Source organism: Xenorhabdus koppenhoeferi, from assembly GCF_900116635.1.
Taxonomy (GTDB): Bacteria; Pseudomonadota; Gammaproteobacteria; order Enterobacterales; family Enterobacteriaceae; genus Xenorhabdus; species Xenorhabdus koppenhoeferi.
On the sequence record NZ_FPBJ01000030.1, the window covers coordinates 18,440 to 38,252 of the forward strand.

At 44.5% G+C, this 19,813-nt stretch carries 13 protein-coding genes and 1 pseudogene; 5 read left to right on the plus strand and 9 right to left on the minus strand.

The window, feature by feature from the left end; translation table 11 throughout:
• Positions 1 to 14: 14 nt before the first annotated feature.
• Positions 15 to 2,546, plus strand: coding sequence for a peptidoglycan glycosyltransferase/peptidoglycan DD-transpeptidase MrcA (gene mrcA, locus BM329_RS10495; RefSeq protein ID WP_092552726.1), 2,532 nt, complete (start codon positions 15 to 17; stop codon positions 2,544 to 2,546).
• A gap of 50 nt (positions 2,547 to 2,596) precedes the next feature.
• Here mrcA and BM329_RS15320 read toward each other — a convergent pair.
• Positions 2,597 to 2,731 (minus strand): annotated as a pseudogene (locus BM329_RS15320) (hypothetical protein); the annotation flags it as partial.
• Between the two features lie 603 nt (positions 2,732 to 3,334).
• Positions 3,335 to 3,898 (minus strand): ADP compounds hydrolase NudE, encoded by a 564-nt coding sequence (nudE, locus tag BM329_RS10500; RefSeq protein WP_092552729.1) that lies wholly within the window; start codon positions 3,896 to 3,898, stop codon positions 3,335 to 3,337.
• Between the two features lie 357 nt (positions 3,899 to 4,255).
• Here nudE and BM329_RS10505 point away from each other — a divergent pair, with 357 nt between their 5' ends.
• From BM329_RS10505 to pckA, 3 genes are all read left to right on the plus strand, one after another.
• The gene (locus tag BM329_RS10505) at positions 4,256 to 6,361 is read left to right on the plus strand and encodes an IgaA/UmoB family intracellular growth attenuator (protein WP_092552732.1); all 2,106 of its coding nucleotides are present in this window, start codon (positions 4,256 to 4,258) and stop codon (positions 6,359 to 6,361) included.
• A 104-nt stretch (positions 6,362 to 6,465) separates the two neighbouring features.
• Positions 6,466 to 7,338: an Hsp33 family molecular chaperone HslO gene (gene hslO / locus BM329_RS10510; protein WP_092552735.1), complete on the plus strand. Its 873-nt coding sequence runs from the start codon at positions 6,466 to 6,468 to the stop codon at positions 7,336 to 7,338.
• A gap of 360 nt (positions 7,339 to 7,698) precedes the next feature.
• Entirely contained in the window at positions 7,699 to 9,318 is a 1,620-nt protein-coding gene (gene pckA, locus BM329_RS10515; protein ID WP_092552737.1) for a phosphoenolpyruvate carboxykinase (ATP), read from the plus strand.
• A 198-nt stretch (positions 9,319 to 9,516) separates the two neighbouring features.
• Here pckA and BM329_RS10520 read toward each other — a convergent pair whose 3' ends face one another.
• The 6 genes from BM329_RS10520 to BM329_RS10540 all read right to left on the minus strand — a co-directional run bounded on the left by BM329_RS10520 (position 9,517) and on the right by BM329_RS10540 (position 17,313).
• Positions 9,517 to 10,446 (minus strand): GNAT family N-acetyltransferase, encoded by a 930-nt coding sequence (locus tag BM329_RS10520; protein ID WP_092552740.1) that lies wholly within the window; start codon positions 10,444 to 10,446, stop codon positions 9,517 to 9,519.
• Between the two features lie 12 nt (positions 10,447 to 10,458).
• Positions 10,459 to 11,703 (minus strand): phenylacetate--CoA ligase family protein, encoded by a 1,245-nt coding sequence (locus tag BM329_RS10525; protein ID WP_092552743.1) that lies wholly within the window; start codon positions 11,701 to 11,703, stop codon positions 10,459 to 10,461.
• 31 nt (positions 11,704 to 11,734) lie between these two features.
• Positions 11,735 to 12,046 carry a hypothetical protein gene (locus BM329_RS15050; RefSeq protein ID WP_245759056.1) on the minus strand — a complete coding sequence of 104 codons (312 nt, stop codon included), beginning with the start codon at positions 12,044 to 12,046 and terminating at the stop codon, positions 11,735 to 11,737.
• A complete protein-coding gene (locus tag BM329_RS10530) occupies positions 11,991 to 14,132 on the minus strand; it encodes an acyl-CoA reductase (RefSeq protein ID WP_245759057.1) in 2,142 nt (713 codons plus the stop codon). Before BM329_RS10530 ends, BM329_RS15050 begins: the two co-directional genes overlap by 56 nt.
• Position 14,133: 1 nt before the next feature.
• The gene (locus BM329_RS10535; RefSeq protein WP_245759058.1) at positions 14,134 to 15,270 is read right to left on the minus strand and encodes a LuxE/PaaK family acyltransferase; all 1,137 of its coding nucleotides are present in this window, start codon (positions 15,268 to 15,270) and stop codon (positions 14,134 to 14,136) included.
• Positions 15,271 to 16,086: 816 nt separating this feature from the next.
• Complete coding sequence (locus BM329_RS10540; protein WP_092552746.1) at positions 16,087 to 17,313, minus strand: BaiN/RdsA family NAD(P)/FAD-dependent oxidoreductase; 1,227 nt, start codon at positions 17,311 to 17,313, stop codon at positions 16,087 to 16,089.
• A gap of 300 nt (positions 17,314 to 17,613) precedes the next feature.
• Here BM329_RS10540 and pitA point away from each other — a divergent pair, with 300 nt between their 5' ends.
• Positions 17,614 to 19,104: an inorganic phosphate transporter PitA gene (pitA, locus tag BM329_RS10545; RefSeq protein WP_092552749.1), complete on the plus strand. Its 1,491-nt coding sequence runs from the start codon at positions 17,614 to 17,616 to the stop codon at positions 19,102 to 19,104.
• 132 nt (positions 19,105 to 19,236) lie between these two features.
• On the opposite strand, the gene uspB is transcribed toward pitA, so the two are convergent.
• The gene (uspB, locus tag BM329_RS10550; RefSeq protein WP_092552752.1) at positions 19,237 to 19,566 is read right to left on the minus strand and encodes a universal stress protein UspB; all 330 of its coding nucleotides are present in this window, start codon (positions 19,564 to 19,566) and stop codon (positions 19,237 to 19,239) included.
• Between the last annotated feature and the right edge of the window lie 247 nt (positions 19,567 to 19,813).

A 19,813-nucleotide genomic window follows, 5' to 3' on the forward strand; every position in this document is an offset into this window, starting at 1 on the left:
GTGAGAAATTTCAGGTGAAGTTCATAAAGTATTTTTTGATCCTTATTGTTGTTTGCATTTTATTGGGAACCGCCTCGATTTTTGGTTTGTATAAATATATCGAGCCACAGTTGCCTGATGTTGCGACTTTAAAGGATGTCCGATTACAAACACCAATGCAGGTGTTCAGTGCTGATGGCGAATTGATAGCCCAATATGGTGAAAAACGTCGTTTGCCCCTTACCTTGTCCGAAATGCCTCCCTTGATGATGAAAGCCTTTATCGCCACAGAAGATAGTCGTTTTTATGAACATCATGGTGTGGACCCTATCGGGATTATTCGTGCGGCTTCTGTAATAATGATGTCCGGTCAGGCTACTCAGGGAGCGAGTACCATCACGCAGCAGCTTGCGAGAAACTTTTTCCTCAGCCCAGAAAAAACGCTGATACGTAAAGCGAAAGAAGCATTTCTGGCGATTAAGATCGAACAACTGCTAACGAAAGATGAAATTCTTGAGTTGTACCTCAACAAGATCTATCTGGGGCAACGTGCCTATGGTGTTGGTGCTGCGGCTCAAGTCTATTTCGGCAAAACAGTCAATGAACTGACGTTGAGTGAGATGGCAATGATTGCCGGATTGCCGAAAGCCCCGTCAACGTTTAACCCGCTTTATTCTTATGACCGGGCTGTGAACCGCCGTAATGTGGTATTGGGACGGATGCTGGAAGAGGGGTACATCACCCAGCATCAATACAATGAAGCCAGAGAAGAGAAATTGGTTGCCCGTTATCATGGCCCGCAAATTGTTTTCTCCGCGCCTTATCTGACGGAAATGGCGCGTCAGGAAATGATCAATCGTTATAGTGAAAATGCTTATACCGATGGATATAAGGTCTATACTACGATTACACACAAAGCTCAGTTGGCCGCGGTGAATGCCGTTCGTACTAATGTGATTGATTACGATATTCGTCATGGTTATCGCGGTGCGCAGGAAGTGTTGTGGAAGGCGAGCCAGCCAGCCTGGGATCAGGCACAGATTATCAATAAGCTGAAAACGTTGCCTAAATATGGCCCTCTGGTGCCTGCGGTTGTGACTAAATCCGGCACTAACCAAGCAGAAGTTATGTTGGCGGATGGCAGTAAAGTTGAACTGACGATGGCGGGTGTCCGTTGGGCCAGGCCATTCAAAACCGATGGCTTGCAGGGGGCTGCTCCGCGTAGCGTCATTGAAGTCATTCATGCTGGTGAACAGATTTGGGTCAGAAAAGTCAATGATATCTGGTGGCTGGCTCAGCTCCCTCAAGTCAATGCAGCGCTGGTTTCCATCAATCCGATGGATGGTGCGGTAGAAGCGCTAGTGGGCGGGTTTGATTTTGAACTGAGTAAATTTAACCGTGTGACGCAATCACTGCGTCAGGTTGGTTCCAATATCAAGCCATTCCTGTACACCGCTGCGATGGATAAAGGGCTGACGCTGGCATCTCTGTTGAATGATGCACCTATCAGCCGCTGGGATTCAGGTGCAGGAACAGATTGGCGTCCGAAGAACTCACCACCGACTTACAACGGGCCGATTCGTCTGCGTCAGGGATTGGGGCAATCGAAGAACGTGGTGATGGTGCGTGCCATGCGGGCGATGGGGGTGGACTACGCGGCTGATTACCTGAAACGTTTCGGATTGCCGGGCGAAAACATTGTGCGCACAGAATCTTTGGCACTGGGTTCCCCTTCATTTACACCAATGCAGTTAGTCCGTGGTTATGCGGTAATGGCGAATGGGGGTTACTTGGTTGACCCTTACTTCATTACCAGAATTGAAGATAATGAAGGGAAAGTCCTGTTTGAAGCCAGGCCTAAACTGGCGTGTCCGCAATGTGAAAACATTCCGGTGATTTATGGTGAGACGGCACGTTCCATCGAATTGTCTGAAGATTCCATTGAGGATGTGGCTCATTCCGATGAGCCACAAGATTCAGCTTTGCCTCCTCAGCCTGATTTAGAGCGTGTTTCGACAAATACTAACGTTGATGACCAGCAATATGCGCCTCATGTTATCAGCACACCGCTGGCATTTTTGATCCATGATGCCTTAAATACCAATGTCTTTGGTGAACCGGGTTGGATGGGAACGGGCTGGCGTGCCGCCCGTGACTTGAAGCGTCGTGATATTGGCGGCAAAACGGGAACGACCAACAGTTCGAAAGATGCGTGGTTCTCCGGTTATGGCCCAGATAGGGTGGCAACGGTTTGGATTGGTTTTGATGAGCACAGCAGAAGTCTGGGACGTACTCCGGTATTGAAAGGTGAAGGGGGAGCGAAAACGGCCCAACCAATTTGGGATGATTTTATGAAGGTTGTGCTGGGAGGTGTTCCTGAGAAAATAATGGAGCAGCCTGTCGGCATTGTTTCCGTCACGATTGATCGGGCAACGGGTAAGTTATCTAACGGTGGCAGCAATACCCGTGAAGAATATTTCATTGAAGGGACACAGCCGATGGAATATGCAATGCCGGATGTGGGTACAACGGTTACCGAGAATGGTGAAAGCCATGAGTTGTTTTGATTGAGTTTCTCAATATCGGGTCGTCGCTGAGAGAGAAATTGAGCACTATCTTTGTCTGCTTTATTCTCAAACATTCTAACTTGCTGATATAGATCAAACAGATAAGCAAGTTCAGGTAAACCAGGAAAGCAATAGAGATCAGGATTATCATTAAAAAGCGTTTTGTAGCTGATTCTTGTATCTATACACTTCGTCTTTCAAACTGCCTCTTTGTTGGCTGCGCTCGCTCACCCCGGTCACATAGTTATCTATGCTCCCGGGGATTCGTTCCTTGCCGTCGCGCTGCATCTTGAAATCCAATGGGTATATATTTTATTTGCCATAAAATGACTACCTTTTAAATAGAAAACGTGGTTAGAGGGAACAACATTTCTATTTTCAATTCATAACTATGATTTATGTATTATTGACTGATGAGCATGGTTACACTATGGCCTGTTAATGATGGTGATCCCGCTTAAAATATATTTAGGATCTGATCGTTTCTTAAAAAATTATTTTATTTCAATGTGATTTGCTTTAAATATAGAATTTATCAGAAAATAAGGTGTTTTTATTAGAGATATAATTATGGTGTGAATTAATTTTAAAGATATAGTAAATATGTTTATTTATTGTTCTTAATAAACTGAATTTTTTAGTGAATATATAGGAGAATGAGATTACTAATAAAATTAAACATTGTTTTATTAAGGTGATTATTTTTATTTCCTGATTTTTGTTTAAAATAGTAGCAAAATGGGTACCGAGTTAGTATTTTCAATACCCATATTTAGAAAGCAATCTGATTAAACTTTCCCATTATTTTGTTTGTGCAGATATTGCTGAGCAAAAAACAGGGCACTGATGTTTCTGGCTTCGTTGAAATCGGGATGCTCCAGTAGTGACATCATGTCAGAGATAGGCCAGCGTACCTGTACTAAGGGTTCTGGCTCATCCCCTTCTAAATGTTCTTGATAAAGACCGTGGGCAATCACAATATTCATCCTGCTGGAGAAATAGGATGGTGCCATAGTTAATTTCGTCAACAGTTCGAATTTTTTTGCACCGAAACCAATTTCTTCCTTTAATTCACGATTGGCCGCTTCAAAGACGTTTTCCCCTGCATCAATAGCACCTTTGGGAAAACCTAACTCGTATTGCTCAATGCCAACAGCATATTCGTGAATAAGAACCAGCTCATCCCCGGTAACAGGAATAATTAGGACTGCTTCACGGTTTGTGGGTTTCATACGTTCGTAAACTCTTTTCACACCATTGCTGAATTCAAGATTAACAGATTGAATATTGAATAAACGTGATTGGGCAATATCATTTACATTCAGAATCTTAGGTTTTTTTAGAACAGTCATGCTTGCCCCTGAAGGTTATCATATATTGGTCAATTTTAAATAATAATGCACTGAATTAGTTAATTTATCTTAGCTAATTCAAGGAATGATGATGAAATTGGATACTCATCCAAATTTTGCCTTAATATGGCTGATTATGTTAATAAATGATAGCGATTATCGCTTGAATATATTTTTGTTGATATCTTACTCTGGCAACAAAATTTTATTTCCTGGAAAGATATGAGAAAATTTACATAATCTTTTGTAAATAAAATTAAAAATAGAAGGCAAGAATAGGAATAGCCTGATTCTGAGTGTTTCACGAGATTGTTATTCTGCCAGTCTCTGTACTGCTGTTATGGGCGTGGGGAAAAAATGAGTTTATTGGTCATTATATTGGCTATTTTTATCATTAGTCTGATTATAATGGCTTCCTTTCTGGCTTTCAGATGGAGACGGCTCGATAACGCGCGTTATCTACCATCAATCACCAAGACTGGTCGCCGTAAACTGAATGCTGATGAATATCAAGCCATTGAATATTACTTAAGAAATGCCAGCTTTCTGATTAAGCCGGACGGTAGACAACAATCAGGCTACCCGGCATTAACGATCAAAAGCGACGATGTTTATACTATCAACCATCCTATCACCCGTTTTTCTGCTGCTATGGATGAATCGCACCATTGGCGTCATTATGTTGATGAAACGGAAATACATCTGCCTGTATGGCTGGAGCCGTTTATCAAGCAGCAAAATATCATTGAGATCGTCCAGACTTCATCAATGCCGGTTGTCATCGCACTCAATGGCCATTTTTTGAAAGATTATCAGAAGGATTTGTCCATTGCCCGGGTCATGGCAAAGAATGAACATGCCTCAATTCAAAAAAATGGTAATTTGAGTGCCAATTTACTGAATGTCCGCAAGGAAACACTCGAAGAGCATCGGCTTCGACATTCAACAGGTATTCAGGAAGGCATCCTTATGTGTGTAGGGATGTCACTGTGGTTTACTGCCCTTTTTTTACCTATTCCAACGTTTCCGTGGTTAATACCGGCATCTCTGACACTCATATTGGGCAGTTTCTGGCTGAGTTTCCGGTTGCCTCCTGAACGGAAACTATCAAGTATCCATTGTTTCAGCGGTATTCCGAAACGTTGGGGAATATTCAGTGAGTTTGAACTGGAGCAGAGAGAAAATATATCGCTCGGTGGGATTGATCTTATCTATCCACCACATTGGGAACCTTATGTTTCCCATGATTTAGACCAAAATACCAATATAGATATGTATGCTAATTTCCATGTCATCCGGCAGGGACATCACCTTTCCTTACATGAAGAAGAAAAACACTATCCCTACCAGCGTTACAGGAAGAACCTGCTATTGGTGATTTTCTCTGTAACAGCCATGTTACTGCTTTATTTTTATCAGCCTGTGAGCTTATCGATGCGCCTTAGTTTTGCCTGGCTACATGGGAGCAATACTAAGGTCATCAGCAGTGTCACTGAACTGCAAAATATATCGTTGCAGGAAGGGGATGTCCTGAAGGTCAAGGGAGTAGGAATGTGCTATTTTCCGCCTGAAATTGTACCGAAATACAACTATGCCACAATATTTGCGCCATTTGATTGTATGGGTATTTATTGGAATAACGAGATTCCGTTACCTCTGATTGAGTCAGATGTTATCGATAAGGCATCGCTACTGATCACGACGGTTAATGATCAATTACATCGGGTTGAACGTAACCGGAAAGTCAATCCCAGCCTGAATGAAGCGATTGCTAAGTCGGGCATGACTCTGCTCGACAACTTTTCACAGATTATTTTGAAGACGAATAGTTTATGTCATAAAGATGAAGCCTGCATTCGCCTGCAAAACGCGCTGGTCAATCTGGGTAATGCCAAAAGTTGGAATGATCTACTGAGTAAAGTGGAAAAAGGGACGCTGAATGGAACCAGAGTATTATTGCGGACCGCCAGTGCGGAAGCATTACAAAAATTGGTTGATGCTACTACGGCATCCTTTATTTATCAGGAAATTCAGAGGATGTCTATTTTAATGAACAGCCCATCTCCTGGAGGTGTCTTGCTGCTCAGTGATGAAAGAATGCCATTGGTTGAATATCCGCTGCGGACAGGCAATATGTTTGAAAATTCTGCTATGGACAGGTGGCAGGAATTATTGAATTTCTCAGAGATGCTGATGCGAACTCCATTTGAAACAGAAGGGATTATCACGGGCTTATCTGAGGATGCCAATGGAACTCTTAACATTGTGCTGCACCGCGAGCCGAAGACCACAGATCTTATTCGCTATCTGAGTAGCTGTTTGCTGGTGGCAATATTGCTGGTGACATTTACAACCAACATTATTCTGATAATAAATAAAATACGTAAGAACCGGCGCCGTCTCAAATTCATCATTCAATATTATGATAACTGTTTCGGTTCTACTGCACGGTCAGTGGATTAGCGGTGATCCGGTGTGCTGTGTTACCCTCAGACGGTTTTTTGCCAGCGACGATTTAGACATTTGGGAGAAACAACCATGTCGAATTCAGAAAATGAGAGAGATTTATGAATAAGCATGACCAATTATACCGCTTTTTATTTGAAAGCCACTCTGTCAGGGGAGAACTGGTTTCCGTCAGTGAGACGTACCAGCGTATGTTGGAAAATCATGACCTTCCGCAACCTGTGCAGCGACTATTGGGTGAATTGTTGGTCGCAGCCAGCTTGTTGACGGCCACGTTGAAATTCAACGGGGATATTACGGTACAAATTCAAGGTGATGGGCCGGTCAAACTGGCGGTGATTAATGGTAATAACCAGCAGCAGATGCGTGGAACAGCCCGCATTGATGGCAAAGTAAATGCTGCGGGCAGCTTGCATGACATGGTAGGTAATGGTTACATGGTCATCACTGTGACTCCGACAGAAGGTGAACGCTATCAGGGCGTTGTAGCACTGGAAGGTGAAACGCTGGCGGAGTGTCTGGATGCCTACTTCAAACAGTCTGAGCAGCTACCGACCCGTCTGTTTATCCGTACCGGAATTCAGGATGGGAAAATGGCGGCAGGCGGCATGTTATTGCAGATTCTGCCGGATGCTCAGGAAAGCAGTGACGATGTCCTTGAACATCTGGTGCAACTCACTGCAACCATCAAAGGGGAAGAGCTGTTCACACTGAACGCGGAAGAGATTTTGCATCGTCTTTATCATGAAGAAGATGTCACACTCTATGAGCCTCAGCAGGTCGAATTCCGTTGTTCCTGTTCCCAGCAACGCTGCGCTGATACGTTGGTGACACTGCCTGATGCTGATCTTCAGGAAATTCTGCATAAAGATGGCAAAATCGATATGGAATGTGAGTTTTGTGGCACGCATTATATTTTCGATGAGAAAGATATCAGTGAAATAAAGACAGTGAAAAAAGAACAGTTGCACTGATCTTTTGGTTTCACTAATAGATGCGGTTGTACTAATCGCGTGAATAACTGTTTATTAGGGCGTAGCATACGCCCTTTTTACTGTTAATCCCTTTCTCATTCCGTGTTCTGTGTCTCATATAAGCTCAAAAAAATTAATGCAATTTCAATTTTTTGATAGCAATCGCTGTTAATTAGTCATAATTATTTATTATCCCCCACAGAGATATACCCATTGGATTTCAAGATGCAGCGCGACGGCAAGGAGCGAATCCCCTGGAGCATAGATAACTATGTGACCGGGGTGAGTGAGCGCAGCCAACAAAGCTGCAACTTGAAAGACGACAGGTATAGATAAGGTATAACTGACCAGGAGCAATAAATGAGCGTTACAGGTATTACTGAGCAGGAACTTGCGGTTTATGGTATTCGTGATATTGGTGAAATTGTTTATAACCCAAGTTATGAATTGCTATTTTCTGAAGAAACCCAATCCTCACTACAAAGATATGAGCGCGGCACATTAACTAACCTTGGTGCTGTTTCAGTGGATACGGGCATTTTCACCGGACGTTCTCCGAAAGATAAATACATCGTCCGCGATGATGTTACCCGTGATACCGTATGGTGGGCAGATCAGGGTAAAGGTAAGAACGATAACAAACCGCTCAGTCAGGAAACTTGGTCTCATCTTAAGGGCTTGGTTACTCAACAACTTTCAGGCAAACGTCTGTTTGTCGTGGATGCTTTCTGCGGGGCCAATGCAGATACGCGTCTGAAAGTACGTTTTATCACGGAAGTGGCGTGGCAGGCACATTTTGTGAAAAATATGTTTATTCGTCCATCTGACGAAGAGCTGGTTGACTTCACGCCTGATTTTATTGTGATGAATGGTGCTAAGTGCACGAACCCACAATGGAAAGAACAAGGGCTGAATTCAGAAAACTTTGTTGCTTTTAACCTGACAGAACGGATGCAATTGATTGGTGGTACTTGGTACGGCGGTGAAATGAAAAAAGGGATGTTCTCAATGATGAACTACCTGCTACCACTTAAAGGTATCGCTTCCATGCACTGCTCTGCCAATGTAGGCGGAAAAGGGGATGTCGCCATTTTCTTTGGCCTTTCCGGTACAGGTAAAACCACCCTTTCCACAGATCCTAAGCGCAAGCTTATCGGTGATGATGAACACGGTTGGGATGATGACGGTGTATTTAACTTTGAAGGTGGTTGTTACGCAAAAACCATCAACTTATCCAAAGAAGCTGAACCGGATATCTATCACGCTATTCGCCGCGATGCCCTGCTGGAGAATGTCACTGTACTGGCTGATGGTTCGGTTGATTTCAATGATGGTTCCAAGACAGAAAATACCCGCGTTTCTTATCCTATCTACCATATTGACAATATTGTTAAACCTGTATCAAAAGCAGGGCACGCTACTAAAGTCATTTTTCTGACGGCAGATGCTTTCGGTGTATTGCCTCCGGTTTCTCGCCTGACACCAGAACAGACCCAATATCACTTCCTGTCTGGTTTTACCGCAAAACTAGCGGGAACTGAACGCGGTGTAACAGAGCCAACACCAACCTTCTCTGCGTGCTTTGGTGCGGCATTCCTGTCGCTGCATCCGACTCAATATGCAGAAGTGCTGGTTAAGCGCATGCAGGCATCAGGTGCAAAAGCTTATCTGGTCAATACTGGCTGGAACGGCACTGGAAAACGCATTTCTATCAAGGATACCCGTGCGATTATTGATGCTATCTTAAATAGTGATATTGAAGACGTGGATACCATCGAACTGCCGATTTTTGATTTGTCTGTACCGACTACATTACCGGGTGTAGATACGACTATTCTGGATCCCCGCAACACTTATGCGGATAAATCCGAATGGGATGTTAAAGCAAAAGATCTGGCACAACGTTTTGTCGATAACTTTGATAAATACACTGATACCGCTGCGGGTGCGGCATTGGTGAAAGCAGGACCTAAGCTGTAATACCGCTCTGATTAATCAAAAAAAAGCCAACATTAAGTTGGCTTATAAAGTAAACACTGGAAGCAATGTGAGCAATGTCGTACTTTCGCATGAACCTTGAAGGTAGTGCACCGAAAGTGTTAGCAATGATAATCGTTCTCAATATCATTTGTAAAGTGTTTTTTTAATCAAATTTAGCTTATTTTGTTATTGGAGTGGTTAATACTCTCCCAATTCCATTTGATAGAGGTGTTGTGTGCCTCTGTCGTGAAACTGGTATGGTGCCAATTGGTAGCCTCGTAACCACAGCAAAAACCACCCATTATGCTCATCGGGGCACAGCCCTGCGAACCGGAATCCGCCTTTTTTGAGTGATGGGCACAATGTCAGAGATTCTTCACAGGCAGGCAGTTTTAAGTAGACTAACTGTCCGGCTGGAAAATCAATGACTTCTGACAAAAAATCAGATGGAACATTGTACAGCGTAATTTCCAGGCGATGCCCGGATTTTTTGATGCTAAATGGCTCTGAGGTAAAAGAACGACGACATACTTGTTGTGCATAAGGTAATGATTCACCAACATATTGTCTGATTTGGTCAACCCAGTTGCGCCAAGGCTGAGGCCAGTTCAGTTTAGGCAGTGGCAATGATTTCAGAGGTAAGATGCCCTGTACAATACTTTCAGGCTCTGGCAACCCAAATGGAGAATCAACATAATCCAGCATCAGTGCTGTGGAATAAAAGCCTAAATTTCGAGCGATATACTGGCTTTTCGGATGCGAACATACCTGTTTCATCGTCAGCAACTTATAGTTTTGCTCTTTCGCATAATGGCATAAATAACTGCTGAGAGACTTAGCTATGCCATAGCCCTGAAAATCAGGTTCTACGGCAATGAGTGCAAGCTCAGCATGGTTTTGGTGCACTGCATCCTTAACCAACGAAGCATGACCAATGAGGCATCCTTGATAGAACGCCAAGGCTGAATACCACTGTCCTGTGACTTGATAATCATCAATCAGTCTGGGCAGGTAGATGTCAGGATAGACATACGCATCGCCGTAGACTTCACGGAACAATTGGCTGATTTTTTTATCATCACCCGACTGATAGCTTTGAATCTGAATAGCGGAAGGGAAGATAGTCATCGATTTCAACCTTTAATTATAGCTACGCAGATCCACAACCCGTTGCAATTTCCCTGATCGTGGGTGCGTGTACATATCATCAATATTGGTCTGAACGATTTCCAACATATTTTGCTCTGTGCAATCCTTGCCCAAGCTTGGAAGGGCAGCCAGTACCCTATGGCGTATCTTGCCGATATCGACAGGTTGAAGGCTTGCCACCAATAATCTGATTTTATCTTGCCCTGCCTGTTGGGATAGCTCTAACTGCCAGGCCAGAAGCTCAGTCTGTTGTGATAACTGTGCGGCCAAATCGTCAGGGAATAATGACAGTGTCCCAAACCGAATCCGATAGCCCTGATTGGCTCGCCCTTGCAGGGCAAATCTACGGTATTCCTGTTCCGGCTCACACCAGCAAGCCAAATCGCCGGTAGGATAGCGAATAACAGGCATCAGCCGACGTTGCAGATTAGTCACAACTAATAGTCCTTTGTGCCCCGGTGTCGTGATCGGCTGGTAGGTAATTTCATCCACGATTTCAACAATCGTATCTTCATCAAATACCCGGTGTTCTCCTTGCTGACACTCAGGATCAGCAAAGCCGATCAAACCCGCATCAACACTGGCACAACCGATTGATCCCAAACGTGCTTTAGGAAAAACTTGTCTGATAATGGCGGCTTGCGCATCAAACAGACTTTCTCCCCCGTAAAGAATGGTCTCTACCATCGGCAAAGTTTGCCCCGTATCTTTCAGGTAGTAGGCAAATCGAATTAATTGAATCGGTACACCCGCCAGTACGTTTATATTGTGGAGTTTAATATTATTGGTCAGTAATTCGTCTTCAACCTTGCAGGTGAAAGGAAATTCCACGATAGGGAGTGGTGCTTTTGATAATGCGCCGTGGATAAATATAAAGCTGGTATAAAGGTCGCCGGCAAAAAATAGGTTGGCTACCCGATCTCCTGGCTTTAATTGATGTGCGATACCCTGACCAAAGGTGTGAGTAAATGCTTTCCACTCTTGTTGGCTAAAAACTGACAATCGTCCATCGCTGGTAGAGCCGCCTGTTTTATATACATGACCGCTTTCCAATGGTGCAGTCAGAACCGGCCATGCTTGTAAATCGTTTGATTGTGCCCAGTAATTATCGGGTTCCACGAGAGGCAAATCTTCCATAGTCCAGTTTTCCGAAACGGACTTGTAGAGATCTTGGTAATAGGCAGAATGCTCGCGCGCATGATGGAACAAATCAATCAATGTCGTTCTGGTCATCATCTTAATGTCACTCAACTAATATCTACGCAAATCAATATTTACGCAAGTCAATGAACAATGGTGTTTTTCCGCTGTGTGCATTTCGCTGGAACTCAGTGGCTGAGGTAGAAATCACATCTAAACTCAGTAATTCTCCTTCAACGACTTCGGTGAGTTTTTCATCCTGCAACAAACGCTGACGTACAGCGGCCGGATCAGAATGGTCAGCTAACAACAGAACGCTATCGACGCCGTTACTGTTATGATCAATTATCCATTGAACCGGTAATCTCAATTGTTCAGAGAAGTCAGCCAGATTGACGAAAATACTGCCTATGCGTAATGAAGAGCCGTGGCGCCCCACGTGGCGAGGACAGGCCACAGGAACAAGGTTGGTTTACCCAGTAGCCGAGATCGCCTAAATCATAACGCTGGACAGGTTGTGCCTCACGATGCAGAGAAGTAAAAATCAGACGACCCGTCTCGCCATCGGCCACAGGTTGATCATTTTCTTCATTGAGGATTTCCAGCCATTGGGTATCAGCCATTAAATGGAAAACTCCCTCTTCGCTGGCAGCACATGCGTGGCCTACCGGACCGGCATCCACTGAACCGTAGATCGTTGAGCGGATCAGAGTAATGCCAAAACTGGTCAGGAAAGTCCGCTGATTTATATTCAAGTGTTCCCCACCCGAAAACAGCTTACGAACGCCGCCGTATTCACGCAGCCTGGCTTCTTCGTTCAGAAATAACCGATGCAACGTACTTGGCATTCCTACCAGCGTATTAATGCGTTGGTTTACGATCAAATCGGCAATTTCGCTGAAATCATTGTCGTCAGGACCGCCCATCGGATATTGAGCTACGCCTAATTTATCCAGAATGGTAAAAAAGCTCATCATCCCCCCATACAATTTTCCGCCATATAACAGGTTCATCACCCGGTCGGTTGTTGGCTCAAGACCTGATGAAAATACGCCATCGGCAGCCGCCTGCATTTGGCGGTGATAATCCTGATAGCTGTAAGCGGCCAGTTTAGGCTCGCCACTACTTCCGCCACTGCGGAAAAATAGGCGGGATTTATCATTCGGCACCAGAGAGTGGAAATCCGCCTTGTTCAGTACCGGCAAATTTTCCAACCCATGTGGACGGGCTGGTGGAATATCAAGGTGAGCGCAGCCAGCCATCAAGTTGGGGGCAAGGCTTACAGAGACGCGCTTGGTCAGGCGTGACAGCGCGTAAACACCGTCGTGCGGCTCTCCGCTATAACCGCTATGCATTTGTCCCGGAGGCGCGATGCGGCTGACGCCGGCTGCAAACAGGGCGTGGCTCATTTCAGTGATATCTTTCTGATGAGTAATCAAAGCACAACTTTGCAGATGGTTACGCCAAGGCAGCAAAATAGAACACAAGCGTTGGCGGGGTGCCGGACGTATCTGCAATGTGCGGAACAAAGGGGAAGCCGCCAGTTCCTCTTCATGTCGCCATATTACCCGCCATCCGTCGGTCTGCCAGATTTCGCCGCGTACCTGCGTAAAGGCAAGATCGAGTTTTTGGAATGCTGTTTGGGTCGTAATTTCAGCCGCTTCCTGAATATCTGGTTTCAAAGCCGGATGCAATTCAGAGCGACGTTGCAGCGCAGCAGCCATACGCTGTCCGATGTTTCGCAAAACTTCGGGTTTGTCACTATCGACCAGTAAACATTGCGGACTGGAACAGGCTTGTTGGTCATAACAACAAACATCATCGGCCAGTGCATCCAATAGGGCATCATCGGTGGCTTCAGGATTCAACCAGGCAAAACTGATGCGATGTCCCCAATCTATCCAGCGACAACCGGATGGCAGTTGAGCGCGTATGGACTCCAGAGCAGAATCGCTGCCCCAGGCAGAAACCGCGTCCGCCTGAACAAGTAACCCGGCTAATTGCGTTACAGGTAACGGCAGTACAACTATCCGATCAGTTAAAGCCCCTGAAATATCGTGTGCCAAAAACTCAGACAAGAGTTGTGCACTAAATCCTTTATCGCTGCTGCTGGGACGTAACCAGTTAATATTGCCGACCAGCAAACTTTCTATCACTGCCATAAAGGGCAGGAGTTCAGCATTGGATGGGGTGATATGGACAACCAGTCCCAGAGGTTTCCAGGCTTCATAGCGATTCTCATCATAATCGAATCGACGCAGCGAAAAGGCATTCTGCCCGAGTTCCCGCTCCAGTTTTGTTTGCAGGACTTCGCGCTGGCAGAAGGCGATCAGCGCTTCACGGACTTTGGCATTGAACAGAGGATGATCGTCAAGACCTGACAGATAATCAGCAAAGCGTTGTGCGCAATCCAGTACCTGCCCGGAAGTATGCGGGTGTGCCAGTAGCTCAGGTAGCCGTTCACGCAAATCTGCGATTTTGTGTTCTGCCGAAATTAGGGTATTAATTGTATTCACGGAAGACATATCAAGATCTCTTAATCAATTCAGAAGCGGCAATCGCACAACTACGCGTTTTACTGGTGCCAGCACGACCAAGCAGTTCAAACCAGTCAGTATTCAGTTCACAACCACAGCTTTCACCGGAATGCAGCACAGCGAGATCGCTGGTGACGATGCTGTGGGCAGGGCATGAAGTGATAAAAGGAGATGTAAAATGCAGGAAACCCGGTTCTCCATAAGGCTGACGGGATAAATCAGTGGTGTGGCGAGTGTAAGCACGGGCATAAACTGGCACATGAAAATTATGGTGTGAACATTCAACATAAGGCACCGGATGCTCAACTGAACCATAACCATCACGGCAGCGAATATCGGGGATACCGAGTTGCTCAGCCAGGCGCTGATACAGCTCTTTTTTCGGAATGGATTTATCGGCATGAGTCTTCCAGCCACCGCCGAGGAAAACCAAAGATTCAGGATGTAATTTGAGTGATGGCAGTCCCATTTGCTCCATTCTTTGCAGGGTAAACCACAGAAAGGCAGGGAAACCGAAAATACGCACAGGTAACCCTTCCTCAGCAAATTGCTGAAGCGCCGCAATGGTGCCGAAAGGGTCGAATTCATTACCTTGCCCATTATGGCGCAAAGCATAATAAGCCCGATTCACTGGGGCATATTTACATAAAAACTGATCGGTATAGGCCGTACCTAAAGTGATGGCACCTGCGGGTTCGTAACTCAGCAGCAAATAGTTACAAGGTTGGTCTGGGGTATTCCAGCCATAATAATCGAAAATACAATCCACCATATGTTGGGCAGCCGTAATACTGTCGGTATCATAGCGCATGCGGCTTTTCTGCCCGGTCGTTCCGGAGGATGTCAGTTCCAGCGCATCTTTCGCGCTGTCGCTGAGTATCAGATTACGTTTGAAATAATTGGCAAATAGCAAAGGCAGGTTTGACCAATCGTCCTGCGCTATTATCGCTTGTTCATCCAGTCCATGCTCGGTCAGCCACTGTTTATAACCAGAGGTATGTTCACAGTGATAGAGCGTTAATTCCCGCATGGCGGCATCAAATAATGCATCATATTCGTCACAAGCACGATAAGGGTGTGTGACAGCACACAGCGCTTTGACGTGAGGTAGATTTTGCATATTCATACTCATTCTCAGTAACAATGACAGAGGGACGGTAATCGGGCGATCAGCAAAACAATACCGCTGATAAATAGTTCAGATTGCTCACTACATTTGTTTTCTATTTTCGGATTTAAGTAAAAAAATTAATAAATTTGCTAATTATTATGCTGAGCGTAATGATTTCCAATAGGTTTTATTTATTATTTTATATAATGAATAAAAATGCCTGATTTAGTTGGTCTTCGAGGCATTATGGGGGAATGATGTTGTAGATAACCGACATAAATGAAGACTATTATTTAATATATCTTCAATATATCGCTATTAGATAGCGTATTTTCGTTTTTGTAGTTAAAATCGGCCTGGTGCTTGCGGGCGCATTATTCCAAAGCCTAACGTAACAATCAAACTTTTTTTCTAATGTTTTGTGCTAATTCAGATGTTTTAGGTGATTATTGTTCAATAGGTTCATTTCAATATTTATTATAGTATTATTTATGATTTTAACTAATAAGGAGACAGAAAATGGCAATAGTCTGAGGAGTGGTCTGAGGAGTGGTAATGCGTCACTTGTTTATATAAATGAATACTCAATTTGGTTGGCGCATTTGATTCAGAAAAAAGCGGAGTTAATATTTTGTATATACCCAATGGATTTCAAGATGCAGCGCGACGGCAAGGGAATGAACCCCCAGGAGCATAGCTAACTATGTGACTGCTAACTATGTGACTGGGGTGAGTGAGCGCAGCCAACAAAGCTGCAACTTGAAAGACGACGGGTATAGATAGGGTGATATTTACCCGCCATTAATGAAGACTCAACAGCACTAACTGTTCTCAGCTTGCCTTACGAGAAAATAGTACGATTTGTTCACGGGCAGCCAGCGCCTGCGCACAAGCCCAGGCTGAACTCCATGCCCACTGGAAATTATACCCGCCGAGCCAGCCGGTCACATCGACTACTTCACCGATAAAATAGAGCCCTTTCACTTTATGGGTTTCCATTGTTTTTGATGACAACTCATTCGTATCTACACCGCCGAGAGTCACTTCTGCCGTGCGATAGCCTTCTGTTCCATTCGGCAGCACGTGCCAGCATTGCAGGGTTGTGATCAGATCTTTTTTCTGGGCAGGGTTAAGTTGCTTCAGGGAAAGTGCCGGCAATTGACCAAGCGACTGCAAACATTCAACCAAACGTTTAGGCAGTAGTTTAGCCAGCGTATTTTTCAAACCCTGATTCGGATGAGATTCCCGTTCTTGATCCAAAAAGCCCTCTAAATCTGTATCAGGAAGTAAGTTAATACTCACATACTCACCGGGTTGCCAGTAACTGGAGATCTGCAAGATAGCAGGGCCGGAAAGACCGCGGTGGGTGAAGAGGATATTCTCCCTGAATACTGTGCCATCTTTCGCGGTTACCACAGCAGGAACAGCCACGCCTGAGAGTGTTTGCAGTTGTTCCAATAGCGGTTTATGCAGAGTAAAGGGAACCAATGCCGCTCGTGTGGGCAGGATATTAAGGCCAAATTGCTCTGCGATGCGATAACCTAAAGGTGATGCGCCTAAGCCGGGCATTGACAAACCACCGGATGCCACAACAAGTGAGTGTGTGCTTACTTGTTTTCCTTCTGTGGTAACGACAAAGCCCTGTTCTTTCTTCTCTACATGTGTGACTTCACTGCGCAACCGAATAGTGACTTTCCCTATTTCGCACTCCTTTAATAGTAAGTCTATAATTTGTTGGGCGGAGTCATTGCAGAAAAGTTGTCCCAAGGTTTTTTCGTGATAAGGGATGCCATAGCGTTGCACGAGATCAATAAAATCCCATTGAGTATAGCGAGCAAGTGCTGACTTACAAAAATGGTGATTAGCAGAAAGGTAGGCCGTCGGTTCGGTATACATATTGGTAAAATTACAGCACCCGCCTCCAGACATCAAAATTTTACGGCCTGCTTTTTTACCACTATCCAGAACCAGAACGTTGAGTCTGGCTTGCCCTGCCTGAGCAGCACAAAACAAGCCGGCAGCGCCAGCACCAATAATAATTACATCAAATTTTTCCATTAGTCTGTCTCTTTTGACCGGGTTATTTTGTAGGAAATTACTGTATTGTGGAGGTGTAGCGCTCACGAACTACAGAGAAAAATACATATTTGTTTTGATTTTTTGCTAAAAAAGTTATTTTTCTTCAAAAAAATATCAAAATATTAAAATTAGTTAACTATTTGATATGGTTGATAAATGTAAGATTTTTTGTGTTGCTTTATTGCCTTTAAATCAAAAAAAGGTCATATTTTCCTTTTCCCGCTCACGATTGTCACTGATAATGCGCGCGTTCATGTCCTACTAACTGGCTTAACGTTTATGCTACATCTGTTTACTGGCCTGGAATTTTATACCGGCCTTATGTTAGTGCTTGCTCTGTTGTTTGTGCTTTTCTATGAAGCCATCAATGGGTTTCATGATACCGCAAATGCAGTAGCAACTGTTATTTATACCCGGGCGATGCGTTCGCAGTTTGCCGTTGTCATGGCAGGGATTTTTAACTTTTTTGGTGTTCTCCTTGGTGGATTAAGTGTCGCATATGCGATTGTGCATCTGCTGCCTACGGATCTTCTGCTAAATGTCAGTTCAGCTCACGGTTTGGCTATGGTTTTTTCCATGCTGCTGGCGGCGATTATCTGGAATTTAGGTACGTGGTATTTCGGCATTCCAGCATCTAGTTCTCACACGTTGATCGGTTCTATTATCGGCATCGGCTTGACCAATGCGATAGTGACCAGTTCTTCGGTGGTTAATGCGTTGAATATTCCGAAGATGATACAGATTTTCATGTCCTTGATCCTGTCTCCTCTTATTGGCCTGATCATTGCCGGAGCGATGGTATTTTTGCTGCGCCTTTATTGGAGCGGAACCAAAAAACGTCGTCGTATCCACATGACACCTGCTGAACGTGAAAAACAGGATGGTAAACGTAAACCGCCATTCTGGACACGTACTGCCCTGATTATCTCCGCTGTTGGTGTGAGTTTCTCCCACGGTGCGAATGATGGCCAGAAAGGTATCGGTCTGATCATGCTGGTGCTGATTGGCGTTGCACCTGCGGGTTTTGTCGTCAATATGAACTCAACCAGCTACGACATTGCCCGTACTCACGATGCTGTTGTCCATTTGAAGCAGTATTATGAGCAGCACAGCCCGGCACTGGCTCATGCGATTGAGCTGGCTCCAGCCACTTCTAATGTAGAAGATCAATTGGATATGCAGTTCCGCTGTGACAGCTCACGCGCATTAGTGGTTCTGAACAAAGCCGAAAACATGCTGGTGAGTATCCAGAATTACAGCGAGTTGGATCCGGATCAGCGCAACAATATGCGTCGTATGCTGATGTGCATCGCAGATACGGCTAGTGCTGTGGCTAAACTGCCAGAAACAAGTCATGAAGATGCTCGTTTCCTGAATAAGCTGCGTAAAGATCTGCTGAATACGGTGGAATATGCGCCGTTGTGGATCATCGTTGCTGTGGCACTTGCTCTGTCTTTAGGCACTATGGTGGGTTGGAAGCGCGTAGCTGTCACCATCGGTGAGAAGATTGGCAAAAAAGGCATGACTTATGCCCAGGGTGTTTCTGCGCAGGTTACAGCAGCGGTTTCTATTGGTGTTGCCAGTTATACAGGTATGCCGGTGTCAACAACACAGGTACTCTCTTCTGCGGTAGCGGGTACGATGTTGGTTGATGGTGGTGGTGTGCAAAACAAGACCATCAAAAATATCATGTTGGCATGGATTTTGACTCTGCCAATTTCAATTGTATTGTCAGGCATGCTGTACTGGATTGCCCTGAAACTGATCTAACGACCTCTTGGAAAAAGGGGTTGGCTTTGCGTATTTGCAAGTCAACCCTTTTTTATTTTCATCTGTTTTTTATTTTCATCTGTTTTTTTTGTTCACGTTAATTCTCAAACCCTCACTACACTCTAAGACCCCTTAAAAGACGCTTGCTATCAGGCACAGCACAACGATGCCACAAAGAATTTCCGTCAACATAAATTGTTTCCTCAACCTTTCGCACAACAAAATGACATTGGGATTGTGATGCTTAATATAACTTTGCGAATTAATGTAGCGCACTAGCCGGATTTGTTTGTTGAACTGACTATTAGTGGTAAAAAAGCCATTGCCATCAACAGATTGATATAGCATGGGGTCAGATTCACGCAGGATTGACAGGAGCACACGGAGCGAAGAAAAGTAACGTAGCATGTTAACAATGCAGATGAGGAAAACAGCCCAAAAGAGAACCACAGTATTGAACATACTTCCTCCTAATTATTGTGGTTGCAAACACAGCCAGTAAAGAAGAAACCAATAGAAAAAATTCCAATTTGAATAGTAACTATATTAAATTTTAGACAGAAATACAGTGCATTGTGTATTCATGGTCGGGTGAAAATGGGAGACTTATTTAGGTGACTTCTCACCGCCCTATCGGGCGATGCTTCTTATTTCGTTAGCCGTTGCTCGATAGTATCGAGACTGACGCAGCTTCCATAAGCAGAGACGA

Excerpts from the sequence above, each read along its gene's own strand:
- nudE (WP_092552729.1), bottom strand. The coding sequence starts at position 3,898 with ATGACTGTTCTAAAAAAACCTAAGATTCTGAATGTAAATGATATTGCC.
- BM329_RS10505 (WP_092552732.1), top strand. The coding sequence starts at position 4,256 with ATGAGTTTATTGGTCATTATATTGGCTATTTTTATCATTAGTCTGATT.
- hslO (WP_092552735.1), top strand. The coding sequence starts at position 6,466 with ATGAATAAGCATGACCAATTATACCGCTTTTTATTTGAAAGCCACTCT.
- pckA (WP_092552737.1), top strand. The coding sequence starts at position 7,699 with ATGAGCGTTACAGGTATTACTGAGCAGGAACTTGCGGTTTATGGTATT.
- BM329_RS10520 (WP_092552740.1), bottom strand. The coding sequence starts at position 10,446 with ATGACTATCTTCCCTTCCGCTATTCAGATTCAAAGCTATCAGTCGGGT.
- BM329_RS10525 (WP_092552743.1), bottom strand. The coding sequence starts at position 11,703 with ATGATGACCAGAACGACATTGATTGATTTGTTCCATCATGCGCGCGAG.
- BM329_RS10530 (WP_245759057.1), bottom strand. The coding sequence starts at position 14,132 with ATGTCTTCCGTGAATACAATTAATACCCTAATTTCGGCAGAACACAAA.
- BM329_RS10535 (WP_245759058.1), bottom strand. The coding sequence starts at position 15,270 with ATGAATATGCAAAATCTACCTCACGTCAAAGCGCTGTGTGCTGTCACA.
- BM329_RS10540 (WP_092552746.1), bottom strand. The coding sequence starts at position 17,313 with ATGGAAAAATTTGATGTAATTATTATTGGTGCTGGCGCTGCCGGCTTG.
- pitA (WP_092552749.1), top strand. The coding sequence starts at position 17,614 with ATGCTACATCTGTTTACTGGCCTGGAATTTTATACCGGCCTTATGTTA.
- uspB (WP_092552752.1), bottom strand. The coding sequence starts at position 19,566 with ATGTTCAATACTGTGGTTCTCTTTTGGGCTGTTTTCCTCATCTGCATT.